Source organism: Pseudomonas arabinosi (genome assembly GCF_047758675.1).
Classification (GTDB): domain Bacteria; phylum Pseudomonadota; class Gammaproteobacteria; order Pseudomonadales; family Pseudomonadaceae; genus Aquipseudomonas; species Aquipseudomonas arabinosi.
This window is the reverse complement of record NZ_CP180480.1, coordinates 3,637,868-3,650,680: the sequence shown is the minus strand read 5'-3', so window position 1 is coordinate 3,650,680 and position 12,813 is coordinate 3,637,868. Positions and strand designations below refer to the sequence as shown.

Sequence of the window (12,813 nt, the reverse complement as noted above, 5' to 3'; positions counted from 1 at the left end):
AGGTGTTGCTCATTCTCCGGCGCCACGGGATCATCAATAAAGCCCCGTTTGCTGCTGAATGATATGAACCATATGAATATCTCCACCGTCGATCTCAACCTGCTGAAAGTCTTCGAAGCGCTCCACGAGGAGTCCAGCGCCAGCCGGGCCGCGTTGCGTCTGGGCGTGACGCAATCGGCGGTCAGCGCGGCACTGCGAAGGCTTCGCGAGGTGTATGGCGATCAGTTGTTCGTGCGCACCGGCCGCGGCCTCGCGCCCACGCTCAAGGCCAACCAGTTGAAACCGGTGGTCAGCGATGCCCTGAACAAATGCCGGCAGAGCCTGGCGATGGTCGATCCGGCCGCCCACCATTACGACGGGCGCTCGGTGACCGTGGGGATGTCCGATGATTTCGAAATTGCTTATGGGCGCCGGCTGATCGAGGAGATCGCCCGCGTCGCGCCGAAGCTGCGGCTGATCTTTCGTCAGACCCACAGCCAGATCGTCGCCCAGGCATTGATGGAACGCAGCATTGATCTGGCGATCACCGCAGGTGGGTTTGCCGAGCGCTTGCTCAGCCGTCAGGTGCTGGGAGAAGGCGGTTATCTGTGCCTGGTGGACCCGCTCAGCCTGGCCGAGGGACAGCAGACCCTCAGCCTTGATGAGTTCGTCGCCCGCGAGCACATTCTGGTGTCGTCGGGCGGCTTTATCGGGATCACCGATGAGGGGCTGGCGGCGCTGGGGTTGAGTCGGCGGGTATGCGCTTCGACCACACATTTTGCCGCGTTGCCGCACTTGCTCAAGGGCAGTCAGGCCGTGGCGACCATTCCAGCCCATGCGGCGCAAAGCATTGCCTCACTCAGCGGATTGGCGCTGCTGCCCTGCCCTTTGGCATTGCCGCGATACCCGATCGAATTGGGCTGGCGCACCAGTACACAGCTTGATCCGGTGGTGCTGAAAGTGCGGGAAGCGATTGTCGCGAGCTTCGCGAGCGCTACTTGGCAGCCATCAGGCGATTGACTTCACTGCGCACCATGTTCGCGAATTCCGGGGGCGACATGCCGTCGAGTTCGGCACGGACCCACTCGGCCCATTTGCCTTTGCGCTTGGCGCGTTCACCGAACAACCGCGCGGCCTCGCCCTTGGACTTGCCCAGGTTGCTTTGCCATAGATCGAACAGACGGGATTTCTCATCTTCAAGCGCAGCGCGCTCGGCAAGGGGTTTGTCGGCCAGATTGAAGCTCATGGGAGTTACCTGCTGCGTAAAATAGGCGACATCTTACACTGTAGGAAGAAATGTCCGACTCAGGATTTTTCCTCAGGGTTGAGTCAACGCGAAAATCCACTGCAACTTTTTCGCTGACGACAGACTCCACTGTTCACTGTCCATTTATCTGCAAGGAGTACCTCAATGGCCCGGAAAACCGCCGCACAAGTCGCCGAAGACCAGATCAAGGATCAAGCCTTCAGCGAACTTCAGGCTCTGATCGAAGAGTCGGAAAAGCTGCTCAAAAGCAGTGCCTCGCTCGTCGGAGAGGAAGCGGACACACTTCGTGGGCAGATCGCCCAGAAACTTCAACAGGCGCGGGACTCCGTCACCAGCGTTCGTGACCGGACCAAACCTGCGGTCGAAGCCACTGAAACCTACATCGGTGGTCATCCGTGGCAGACCGTGGCGATCTCTGCCGGTTTCGGCCTGGTAGTCGGGTTGTTGCTGGGTCGGCGTTAAGCGACCCCGTTTTAATCAGTACCCGGCAAAAAGGCGAGCACGCAGCTCGCCTTCTTCATGCCCGGCTTCTATGCAGACTGTGCAGGACTCAGAGCCCGGCCAATTCCCGCAAACTCGCCAACGTCTGAGCATCAAGCCGGATGCCTTCGGTGCTGGACTTGGCCCGCTGTTGGTGACGTCGATCACCCGGCAAACGCTTGAGCCCTACCCCGTGCATCTGCCGGACCAGTTCCTGGCTGCGCTCGGCAAAATTCTGCCCGGCCGCCTTGCTCGGGTCGATCACGATCAACAGTTGGCCCGTCCACGGCGTCTTGGCCCCCGGATGGTTCGACCAATCGAACTCGAAGGAAAAATTGCCGCCGGTCAACGCCGCCGCCAACAGCTCGACCATCATCGACAGCGCCGAACCTTTATGCCCGCCAAACGGCAGCAACGCACCGCCCTCAAGAATCGCTTTCGGGTCCTGGGTCGGCTGGCCAAGACCGTCTACACCCATGCCTGGCGGCAAACGCTCGCCCTTGCGTGCGGCGATCTGCACATCGCCATGGGCAATGGCGCTGGTCGCCAGGTCGAAGACAATCGGATCACCGTCAGCCCGAGGCGCCGCGAAAGCAATCGGGTTGGTCCCGAACAGCGGACGGTCGGCGCCGTGCGGCACCACGCAGGTCATGCTGTTGACCACGCTCAGCGCCACCAGGCCTTCATAGGCGAAGGGCTCGACATCCGGCCACAAGGCGGCGAAATGGTGGGAGTTACGAATCGCCAGCACCGCAATGCCGGCATTGCGGGCCTTTTCCACCAGCAAGGCGCGCGCTGCTGCGAGGGCCGGCTGGGCGAAACCATTACCAGCGTCGACCCGGACAAAACCCAAGGCGACATCCTCGACCACCGGCACGGCCTGGCCATTGACCCAGCCGCTCTGGAGCGTCGACACGTAACCGGGAATGCGGAACACGCCATGGCTATGGGCGCCATCGCGTTCGGCACCGGCGCAGTTGAGGGCCAGTGTTCTGGCGACATCGGCGCTGGTGCCATGGCGCTGAAAAATCTGCTCAAGCAAAAGAACGAGCGCGTCGAAATCGAGCGTTTGAGTGTTCGAACTGACGGCCACTTCGGGCGTTGCGGTCATCTGAAGCTCCAGTTTTATTATTGAGTACGGGCAACAGGGTGAAGCGAGGTTGCAGGGCAACCCAAAACAGTTGTCGATTAAGCGCTGTTCTACCGGCTTCCTGTCAAGTCTCGACAGCCTGTTTGGATCAAGCAATATGTACCGCACCCGAGCCTTCCACTGACCGTACTGTTTTTCCTCAATCCAACAGCCTGCGATTACCCGCCGATCGCAGCACATCGAGGAAAACCATGATTGCTCCCCCACTGCCGTATTTTTTCGACGAAGCAGTACTTGCATCCAAAGCCAAACAGCCCGGTGAACGCGAAAAGGCACTGTCCTTCACGCTTGATGACCTGAAGTGGTTGCAGGTTGTTTATCTGGCGACGCATGAAATCCGTATCGCCAATAGCACGCCCATGCACGTCGCCCAGCTGCTTTTAAGCGTGCCTGATGCACCCGATATCCCCCTGGCCGGCGCTTTTGCCATGAGCCGGCCCAACGATGGAGAAGTCACGCTCTACACACCGTGGAAAGGCCTGATCAAATTCGCGGACATGGACGACCTCAAAAGCAAGTTCAAGGAGTGGTTGCCGCAAGCCACCGGCAAGCGTGAGCTACTGCGTTTTCTCTCCATCGAACAACGCACCGCTTTACCCGCCACCACTGCGCCAGATATTGCCACGCACATAATTGAAGGTGCGGTGTTCCAGGACCAGAAACTCACCCTGGAGCGCAATCAGGCTCAGAACATCAAGACGATGATGGGCGATCTGGTCAAGCTGCCAACGCTGCAATCGATGCTGGACGAGACCCTCAAGAACGCGTTGTACAAACCGTTCCCCAAACTGGACCAGCGCCTTACTCGACTGAAGAACGTCGTCAATACGATTTCAGCCTTCGACAACAGCGACTACCAACACACGTTTTCCTCGCAGGCATGTCCATGACTTGGCGTATCAGATCAAACCCCGTCTCGCTCAGGCGCTCTTGCAGTTTTAGACTCGCGGCGGTCTGCTCGACTGGGTACTCATGAACCTCTCGCAGCCTGATCGGATACTGCTTGAGTACAGGATGGTGACCTCCAGTAACCGCCTCCCCGAAGTGACGCTGGCGTCCAATCCGATCAAGGGGAATCTGTTCAAACACTTGTTCAACGACAACGTCGAGTTATTAGTCCGATTGCTCGGTTGTCAGTCCGATGACAAAAAGCAGGGCGAATGGGCAACCATCAAGCATGTGCTGGGTGAAGATCTGCATGAGGCATTTACGTTCCTGACGGGCAAGCTTGCCTACCCGCTTACGGTGTGCCGCAGTTATCGCGACATCAAGCAATCCGCCGAAGACCTCCAAACGCACAAATGGCGCCCCGCGATAAAAGCGTTCATCAGCGGCATTGCACAACTCGCCACGTTGCGACAATCGCTGGAAACGCGAGCGAAGCCATCTTCTACGCCAAGTGCACCTGCGCCAGAAACGCCCGATACCCGGTTCAAATGGCAGAACGTTGCTATTACAGCCCCCGAACGTACGCAGTTGAAGCGTCATGAAAGCATCGACGTCGACCTGAATTCGCTCACATTAAACTCAAGTCTTGGGCTCTATACCCATCCGACGACAAAAAAAACCTACGCACCGGTTGAAGGAAAGGTATATCCGGTCGCTAAGCTCGGCAAACACTGGCGTATCGCCGACACACACATTCGCGGTCCTCGGCTGAGTCAGAACGTGTCGAAACAATGGGTTCTGGACAGGCAAACGCCAGCGCCCCGTTTCAGCATCGGAAATCGGTTGCGCACCGCATTGTCGGTTTGGAAGGGCATGAACGTCGATGCCAATGGAATGCCCGAAATCCGTCGACTGTTTCCGCAAAAGTTTCGTCAGATTGACGAAGCGCTGGACCTGGCAACCACCTATGCCTGGAACTGCTTTCAAAACCTGCAATTGCTGAAGTCTTCCGACAACACGGTGACCCCCGTGCATCAACTCATCATGGATTTTATTGATGTGCCGCAAGTGCAGTCCACGCATGTGGAGCAGCTTGAAAAAGTCATCAGTGACATTTTTGCGGCCTTGTTGGACCCCGCACTCAGAAAGCCAAAGACCAGTCGTTTTGTAATTGGCAGGCTGATCAGTGGCGCGCAAGCATCATTCGGTTTCACCGTTCCAACGGATGCAACGCGGAAAATTTATCTGGCAGAAAAATTCTTCGACACAGGTTTCGACATTTACCGCCCACATCTCACCGACCCTGCCTTCCCTATCAACATGCATGCCCGAGCAGTAACCCTTATTCATGAGCTTTCCCACCTCGTCTGCAACACCGAAGACATTGCTTACCTCGATTCCGGCAGACCATTCTCCCATCTGATCGCAACGACCAGCGCAACCGCCAGTGACCTCAAGAACGCGTTGACCACGCTTCAGGACACTGCACTCTCGATCAAGACCCCCCTGACTCAGTTGTTCATGACCGAAGATCCTGATACCGGTGTGTGGGAGGATCCGGGCAGCACTTCTTATGAAAACACTGATCGGGTCAAAGCACATATATTGACCTTGACCGGCGGAGAAAACCTGAGCGGTGCCCGTAGTATTTTCAAGAGAGATCCACTGGTCAGACTCAAGGTGCAACTCGGCAACGCCGACAGCGTTGCATGGCTCATCAGTCATATGGGGCGCCAATTGCACACCAGCACCCCGTGAATCGAAAAATAAGTGCCCGTTTGATGGGCAATTGCCATGACGGTTGTTCTCGCAGACTTCCTCACAAGGTTAGAATGCAGGAAATCAGGATGAGTCAATGACCGACAACCCTCTCTCGCAAGCCGAATATGACGCTGTCACCGATGCCGCTGCGCATTGGTGCATGCGTCTGCACGCCAACGATTGCACGGCTGAAGAGCGGCTGGCGTTCGAGCAATGGCATGACGCTCATCCGCTTCACGCGTTCGAGTACCAGGCCATGCTGGAGATCTGGGATGTCGCGGGTGACCTGCCGCGTCCAGAAACCGTGGTCCCGATGGTCCGCGCCAAACCTGCTACACCTTGGCGCACCTTCGGTATCGCCGCCGCGGTTTGCGCCATGGCGTTGCCATTGGCGGCCTATAGCGGCTGGAACCTGGGCTGGCTGCCCAATTCCTACCAACATTTCGAGGCGAACGACAATGTCCGCCAGGTCACTCTGAGCGATGGCAGTCAGGTGGAACTGAACCTGGGCAGTGAGCTGACGTTCAGCAACTACAAGGATCAACGTCGGATCACGCTGAAAAAAGGCGAAGCCTTCTTCAGCGTCAGTCACGACACTCGACACCCCTTCATTGTCAAAGCAGCCGAAGGCAGGATTCGAGTCACCGGAACCAAATTCAACGTCTGGATGTATGAAGATCAAGTGCGCGTGAACCTGATCGAAGGCTCGGTGCTGGTGAGCAGTAACGACGCCGTTGCGGGTGACGGTTTGCGCCTCGAGCCAGCAATGCAGGCGAGCTTTAGACGCGGCGACTTCACTCCCCGGATCAGTCAGACCTACGACAATGACAACTCACTGGCGTGGCGCAGCGGAAAACTGGTGCTCGATGACCTGGCGCTGACCGACGCACTGCCATTGATCAATCGCTACTTGAACAAACCGGTGATGGTGGCCGACAACAGCACCGGCTCGATTCGCATCGGCGGCATCTACAACATCAAAGAGCTCAACAACCTGGTGGCGTCCCTGCCCAAGGTGTTGCCGGTCTACCTGACCCGCAACAAGGATGGCAATCCGGTCCTCAATTCCATTCCGCGACAAACCCCAAAAAGCTGAAGGCCGCGACCCTTTGCGGGGTGCGGCCTTCATTTTCTGGTTCAAGCATCTTCAGCGTTACTGTGCGGCCACCTTCCCGGCTTTTTCGTCATGCTCGCGGATCGTCTGAACCTGGTACTGCGGATCGGACGTGATCTGCTGCTCGGTAAACGGCAACACACTCAACTGTTTCCTGGAAAACGCCAGGGTCTGGTCTCTGGAGTACTGGGAGGCGGGATCACTGGATAGCGAGAATGCCAGCAGGCCCTGGGCCTGCGGTCCCTTGTCATCGAAAGTCACCACCTGCAAATAGCTGGTCCCGCTGACGACTTCGAGTTTACCGTCGGTTCTCGGCACGCTCTGAATGGCGTTATAAACCCCCAGAGTGCCAGGTCCACCGTGAATCGGCGTCTGCTGGCCGCCACTGCTGACCATCTGGATATCACCCCAGCGGCTATCAGCGTTGAGCCTCATCTTGTTCACCTGCGCGACCGACGCCAGCATCGCCTCGCGTACAGCATTCGCCACTTCCGGACGATCGACCGCCAGGCCACGCGGGGTGTGTTGCGGGTCTTTCGGATCGAACGCCACACGCCAGAGATCAGGCGTTTGCTGTAGCGACTCCATGACATTCTGGAAATGCACAAGCCCGAGACCACTGTCCAGATTCGCACTGCGATCCCAAGCCTTGAGGTTGGCACACAGCGGCGTGAGCGCTGGCGCATCGGTACCCAGTGCCACCTCACAGAACCGCAGCAGGTCCGGCATCACTTGAGCCGCCTGATACACCTGATCGTCCATCACCATGTGTTGCAGATCTGTCGCTGCTATCGGGCCGGCCTTGTTCAACGTGTTCAGGCGATCCAGTGCAAAGCGTGAGCGCAGCCCCAATGGCTGGCCGTCCTGGCTGATCAGTGGCGAAAATCCGGTGAGCGGTTGCGCCGGGTTAGCCATCCAGGCCGAATCGTTGGAGTGCTGCACAAAATCCTTGCGCAACAGCTGCGGCAATTTGTCGGCGGCATAAATACCTTTTTGTGCAGCCGCCGGGTCGATGTCCCAGGCACACGCACTGTTGGAACCGTCGAGGACGATCATTTGCAACCCGGCCCGCGGATCACTGCACCTGGCCAGTTTGTCGGCACTGACGTTCGGCACGACCGAGAGGTTCATGTACAGCGTCTGTCCCTGATCATCCGTCGCCAAAGTGTTGACCCATGGGATCCCCTGGATTTTGTGCACCGAGGCCTGCAAGTCCTTGAGGCTGACCGCGCGGTTCATTGCATACCACTGCTGCAAGACCCGGTCGTTATCCAGATTGGCATCGCGCAGGCTGTAGGCAAACTGGTTGTCCCAGTCGAGTTTTCCGGGCCATTGCACGATCGGGCCGAACTGCGAACTGTAGACCACATGAGAAACCGGTCGGGTCTGGCCATCCGGTTGTTTCACGTCCACGGTCAGGGTCTGTTTCTTCATGGGCAATGACTTGCCGTCAAGCAGATAACGGGTTGAATCCTTGGGATCGAGTTGCAGGCGATACAAGGTGAAATGTTTGGACGAGTCCACGGTGTGGGTCCACGCCAGGTGCTGGTTGAAACCGATGTTGATCATCGGCAGCCCCGGCAGCGCCGCGCCCATGACGTCCAGTTTGCCGGGAATGGTCAGGTGCATTTGATAGAAACGCATCCCGCCGACCCAAGGGAAATGCGGATTGGCCAGCAACATGCCGCGGCCGTTGAAAGAACGGTCACTGCCAATCGCCACCGCATTGCTGCCGCGATCCAGGGCAAACCGCTGCATGCGCGAGGCGGCCATCTGGAACGACGCGGGTTCGCCTGCTACATGAGCCACGGCTTTAGGGGGCGTTGCGCCGGCCAATGCTTCGGCAAACTGCCCTACTCCGCCTTCAACCAGCAGACGCCGGGTCAACTTGACCAGATCCTGGGCGGTAATCTCGCGTACCCAGTCGCCCTGACACTGCGGCGGTAAACCCTGCGCCCGACGCTCTGTCAGCGAACGGTTGTAGCCCGCCACATAACCGTCAATGAGATCGCGCACTGCCGGGGTTTGCGCCTGCCAGAAACCCTCGACGGCCTGTGGCGTGTTCAGCCAATTGAAAAACAGATCGCTGACCAGGTTTCCGCGTTCTTCGACCGTGAACTGATCCGGGCCGAAATAGCGTGAACGTTCGCCGTTCACGGTGGTGATTTCATTGGCCAACAGGCACAGATTGTCCTGAGCGTAAGCGTAACCAATGCCATAACCGAGCCCGCGCTCGTTGTCGGCACGGATATGCGGCACACCGAAACTGGTCCGGCGAATGTCGGCGCTCGCCTGCTCCGGCTGACTGAGTGCGTTTGCCGCAAGACTCAAGCCTGCCAACACGCCTGCAAGGCTCAACCGGGTTAACTGCCTGGAAATAATCACGCTCGCTCCTGATCGAAAAGACAAACACCCTGCGTCATACACGCACTGCGCCTTCCCCTGGAAACGAAACAAATGACAAAAAATTTAGGCCGTGAAAGGCGCTTTTCACGGGCATCTCACAGGCCACTGACGTGATGGCGACAAAATTTCTACATTGGAGGCTTCATTATTTGCCCTGCTCATACGTCTTATTGAATGAGAGCACCCATCACATTTCCTGGCCGGCTCGGAAAAGGAGTTTTTGCATGTACAACTCGCAACTGCCAACGGACGGTAGCAATGCGCCAATGGGCTCTGCCATGGGCTCCAGTGTTTTTAGTCAACGCAGTGAACGCAACGGCAACGAGCGGATCAGGCTGCTGCTCAAGAGCTTTGGTCTGCGAACCAGTCTGATCCGCCTCAAAGTCATCGACGCCTTGCTGACCGCCGCCGAAAGCGACCGCAGCCTTGGCGTGCGCGGCGTGCACACGCACTTGCTGGACCTGGATATCCCCCTGTCATTTCTCAGCGTGCGGGAAGTATTGAAACGCTTGTGCAGCGAAGGCGTGATCACGCTCAATCCGGACAAAAGCTACAGCCTGCATCCGCACGCTGCAGCCATGCTCCATCGCGAGTGATCCGCTCAAGGTGCGTCGTTCAGGGTTTGACCTTGCGACGCATCACGCCATTGACCACCACCACGATCACCGCCACGCCGATGGCGATGTACTGAAACAGCTTCTCGCTGATGACGCCTGCGTTTTGCAGATACGAAAGGCCGAACATGATCCCCAACACCACGAGGGAGATCAGAATCGAGTATTTCAAACGTTGCGACTGAGTCATTGCGAGTTCCTGAACCTGAAAAATGTATCCGATTTGTATCAGAACGCATGCCAAGCCCTTACCTTTCTCCGGGGATGGGGCGCTACAAACGGGGTCTCATGTTACAGCCGATGAAGAGATTTGGCTTCATAGTGGCGATAACCATGAGGATTTAGAAATGTTCCGTCGAATCACACTGCTGATTCCCCTGCTCGCTCTCCTGACACTGAGCGGTTGCATCGTTTTCCCCCACGGCGGCTGGCACGGCGGTCACCATTACGACCGTGGCGGGCCGGGTTATTACCAGCATCGATGATGGTTGGTTGTGTCATAAAGCGTGAGTAATTGAACATTCATTCGTAAGATAAATACCCCACCCAATAACTACCGAACAAATGCCCGCCCTGTTGCGGGTATTTTTCGTACATGCATATTCACTTCTTGTTTCCTTCTCTGTGCACGTCGAAACATAGCGATAACCATTGAAGCTTTCGGTCTCAATCGTCCATTTGAGCTATTCATATTCGATGATTACTCTCGGTGCATCGCAATAAGCCCGTTATTAATTTTTCAGCAAAGACAGGGATGCCATGCACAAGCCTTTAATCAATATAAGCCCTCACCATTTATTTGGCTTTTGCCTTGCAATAACGTTTTTCGAACTTCTGACTTATATGGCCAGCGACATGATTATGCCGGCCATGTTGACCGTCACCCGTCAACTGGATGCCAGTCCTGATCACGTCCCCTACGCCTTCAATCTTTATCTGGCCGGCGGCATTCTTCTGCAATGGCTTATTGGCCCGCTGTCCGATCATTTCGGTCGCCGCCGGATGTTGCTCATCGGTTGCGCGGTATTCACCCTGGCCTGTGCCGCCGCGTTCAACGTGCAGAGCATTTACGCGTTCAATGGCTTGCGACTGATTCAGGGCATGGGGTTGGGGTTTGTCATCGCGGTCAGCTACCCAGCCCTGCAAGAAGTTTTCTGCGAAGCCGACGCGGTCAAAATCATGGCGTTGCTGGGGAACGTTGCACTGCTCTCCCCGCTTCTGGGGCCGTTGCTCGGCAGTCTGCTGCTGGAATGGTTGTCCTGGCGGGAATTGTTTTTAATGCTGGGTCTCGGCGGCGTGATGGTCTGGCTCGCGCTTTACCTGTTCATGCCGGAAACCGTGGGCACCCTGCGCCACGACGGTCAGCGACTGGAAGCCGTACGCTTTGAATGGCACGGCACCCTGCGCCGCTATGCAGCGTTGCTGACTAACCCGCGATTCCTGTGCGCCGCTGTCGCGCTGGGCGTGATGAGCCTGCCGTTGATTGCCTGGATCGGGTTGGCGCCGCTCTTGCTGATCCACAACCAGGGGCTTTCAACGCGGCACTATGGTCTGTGGCAAATCCCGGTGTTCGCGGCAGTCATTCTCGGCAATCTGATCCTCAACCGACTGATTGCCAACGCTGAATTGTCACAACTGATTCGATACGCGCTGTGGCCGTTTTGTGGCGGGCTCATCTCGTTAGTCGCCGTCAGCGTCTACGGCGCTTCGACAGCCGTGCTGATCAGTTGCCTGGCGCTCTACGCCGTGGGGCTTGGCATGAGCAATGCTGCGCTGTACCGGCTTGCACTGTTCGCCAGCGACGACAGCAAAGGTCTGGTCTCGGCCATGATCGGCATGATCTCGATCGCCGTCATGGGCGGCGGCGGCTCGCTTATTGCCGCCGCCGGTGCCGGTGACAGCCACGAATCCTTCGCTTTGATGGCGGGTATCGCGGGGCTGCTGAGCCTGGCACCCCTAAGCCTGTTTCTGCGGCGCTCTCACATCGCGCTTGCCGTCTGACACCACACAGTAGGTCTTTTAATGATCCATTTACCCCACACCGATGCGCTCTGCGCGTTAACGCAACCCTATTGCCTGGATTCCGTGCCCGACGGCCTGTTCGACCATGCGATGGGGGAAATCAGCCTGTTTCATTGTCACCACACGCCCGGTTACGAACGCTGGCTAAACGCCAACGGACTTGATGCCCAGGACCTCGAAACACTGGATGACTGGTCAAGACTGCCGCCGATCTTCGCCAACTATTTCAAACGTCACCTGTTGTTCGGCCCCACCGGCGAAGGCGCGCTGGAGCTGACATCATCGGGTACCAGCGGCCAGAAGAGTCGCATGCGCTATGACACTCGCAGCATGGCCGCCGCCCAGGGCATGGTGAGCCACATTTTCCGCCACTACAGCTGGGATACCCCGCACAGCCCCTGCAATTACTTGCTTCTGAGCTACGAACCCGAGGCTGCCAACACCTTGGGCACCGCTTATACCGACCAGTTTCTCTGCAGCTATGCACCCGTCAACCGGGTTGTATTCGGATTGCGCCTGACCCGTAAAGGTCATGAGTTCGACCTGTTTGGTGTTATTCGCGCCTTGCAGGAGTTTGCCGACGAAGGCTTACCCGTTCGAATTCTCGGATTTCCAGCGTTCCTTTCGCATGCTCTACAGCAAATGGAACACACCAATGCGCCGAATCTCAAGTTACCTGCACAGTCACTGGTGCTTCTGGGCTGCGGCTGGAAAACCCAGGCCGCGCAGGAAATCCCGTTGCTTGAGTTGTATGCCCGAATTCACCGCCAATTGGGTGTCGACCTGTCCCGCTGTCGAGACGGCTACGGCGCGGTGGAGCATGCCGTGCCTTATCTCCAGTGCGCCCACCATCATTTCCATGTCCCGGTTTATTCGAAGGTTTTTGTGCGCAACCCATCCGATTTCACTGTCCAGCCATACGGCCAGCGCGGCTTGCTGGAGTTCGTCTCCCCGTACATCTCGTCAAGCCCGGCGCATGCAGTGGTGATGGGCGATCTGGCGACATTGCACCCAGGCGCCAGTTGCGGATGCGGCCTGGCGACCGATTGGTTCGAGCTGCACGGACGTGCCGGCACCACCGCAAGTCGCAGCTGTGCCATGGCCGCCTCAGAACTGCTCGAAGGAGTTTGAT

At 57.4% G+C, this 12,813-nt stretch carries 12 protein-coding genes and 1 pseudogene; 9 read left to right on the top strand and 4 right to left on the bottom strand.

Annotated elements, in window-relative coordinates; translation table 11 throughout:
- Positions 1 to 63 precede the first annotated feature (63 nt).
- Entirely contained in the window at positions 64 to 999 is a 936-nt protein-coding gene (locus tag ACMXYJ_RS17155; RefSeq protein ID WP_415756116.1) for a LysR family transcriptional regulator, read from the top strand.
- Here the strand turns inward: ACMXYJ_RS17155 and ACMXYJ_RS17150 are convergent.
- Positions 974 to 1,225, bottom strand: coding sequence for a hypothetical protein (locus ACMXYJ_RS17150; RefSeq protein ID WP_008155229.1), 252 nt, complete (start codon positions 1,223 to 1,225; stop codon positions 974 to 976). The two genes, ACMXYJ_RS17155 and ACMXYJ_RS17150, sit on opposite strands and share 26 nt — an antisense overlap.
- Before the next feature lie 165 nt (positions 1,226 to 1,390).
- Here ACMXYJ_RS17150 and ACMXYJ_RS17145 point away from each other — a divergent pair, with 165 nt between their 5' ends.
- Positions 1,391 to 1,708: a DUF883 family protein gene (locus ACMXYJ_RS17145; RefSeq protein WP_123364977.1), complete on the top strand. Its 318-nt coding sequence runs from the start codon at positions 1,391 to 1,393 to the stop codon at positions 1,706 to 1,708.
- Between the two features lie 88 nt (positions 1,709 to 1,796).
- Here the strand turns inward: ACMXYJ_RS17145 and ACMXYJ_RS17140 are convergent, their stop codons facing one another.
- Positions 1,797 to 2,837 carry an Ldh family oxidoreductase gene (locus ACMXYJ_RS17140; protein WP_415756115.1) on the bottom strand — a complete coding sequence of 347 codons (1,041 nt, stop codon included), beginning with the start codon at positions 2,835 to 2,837 and terminating at the stop codon, positions 1,797 to 1,799.
- Positions 2,838 to 3,067: 230 nt separating this feature from the next.
- Between ACMXYJ_RS17140 and ACMXYJ_RS17135 the strand changes: the two are divergent.
- The 3 genes and pseudogenes from ACMXYJ_RS17135 to ACMXYJ_RS17125 all read left to right on the top strand — a co-directional run.
- A pseudogene (locus tag ACMXYJ_RS17135) lies at positions 3,068 to 3,751 on the top strand (dermonecrotic toxin domain-containing protein); the annotation flags it as partial.
- A gap of 139 nt (positions 3,752 to 3,890) precedes the next feature.
- The gene (locus tag ACMXYJ_RS17130; RefSeq protein ID WP_415756114.1) at positions 3,891 to 5,522 is read left to right on the top strand and encodes a hypothetical protein; all 1,632 of its coding nucleotides are present in this window, start codon (positions 3,891 to 3,893) and stop codon (positions 5,520 to 5,522) included.
- A gap of 97 nt (positions 5,523 to 5,619) precedes the next feature.
- The gene (locus ACMXYJ_RS17125; protein WP_415756113.1) at positions 5,620 to 6,621 is read left to right on the top strand and encodes a FecR family protein; all 1,002 of its coding nucleotides are present in this window, start codon (positions 5,620 to 5,622) and stop codon (positions 6,619 to 6,621) included.
- 57 nt (positions 6,622 to 6,678) lie between these two features.
- Here ACMXYJ_RS17125 and ACMXYJ_RS17120 read toward each other — a convergent pair whose 3' ends face one another.
- Entirely contained in the window at positions 6,679 to 9,024 is a 2,346-nt protein-coding gene (locus ACMXYJ_RS17120) for a bifunctional acylase PvdQ (protein WP_415756112.1), read from the bottom strand.
- A 245-nt stretch (positions 9,025 to 9,269) separates the two neighbouring features.
- Between ACMXYJ_RS17120 and ACMXYJ_RS17115 the strand changes: the two genes are divergently transcribed.
- On the top strand, positions 9,270 to 9,641 hold the full coding sequence (locus ACMXYJ_RS17115; RefSeq protein WP_415756111.1) for a fe2+ zn2+ uptake regulation protein: 372 nt from the start codon (positions 9,270 to 9,272) through the stop codon (positions 9,639 to 9,641).
- Positions 9,642 to 9,660: 19 nt separating this feature from the next.
- Here the strand turns inward: ACMXYJ_RS17115 and ACMXYJ_RS17110 are convergent, their stop codons facing one another.
- Positions 9,661 to 9,849 carry a hypothetical protein gene (locus tag ACMXYJ_RS17110; protein WP_010460665.1) on the bottom strand — a complete coding sequence of 63 codons (189 nt, stop codon included), beginning with the start codon at positions 9,847 to 9,849 and terminating at the stop codon, positions 9,661 to 9,663.
- 157 nt (positions 9,850 to 10,006) lie between these two features.
- On the opposite strand from ACMXYJ_RS17110, the gene ACMXYJ_RS17105 reads away from it, so the two are divergent.
- From ACMXYJ_RS17105 to ACMXYJ_RS17095, 3 genes are all read left to right on the top strand, one after another.
- Positions 10,007 to 10,144 carry a hypothetical protein gene (locus tag ACMXYJ_RS17105; RefSeq protein WP_008155215.1) on the top strand — a complete coding sequence of 46 codons (138 nt, stop codon included), beginning with the start codon at positions 10,007 to 10,009 and terminating at the stop codon, positions 10,142 to 10,144.
- Positions 10,145 to 10,418: 274 nt separating this feature from the next.
- The gene (locus ACMXYJ_RS17100) at positions 10,419 to 11,660 is read left to right on the top strand and encodes an MFS transporter (RefSeq protein ID WP_415756110.1); all 1,242 of its coding nucleotides are present in this window, start codon (positions 10,419 to 10,421) and stop codon (positions 11,658 to 11,660) included.
- A gap of 21 nt (positions 11,661 to 11,681) precedes the next feature.
- Positions 11,682 to 12,812, top strand: a complete 1,131-nt coding sequence (locus ACMXYJ_RS17095) for an acyl-protein synthase (RefSeq protein ID WP_415756109.1) — start codon at positions 11,682 to 11,684, stop codon at positions 12,810 to 12,812.
- The last annotated feature ends 1 nt before the right edge of the window (position 12,813 follow it).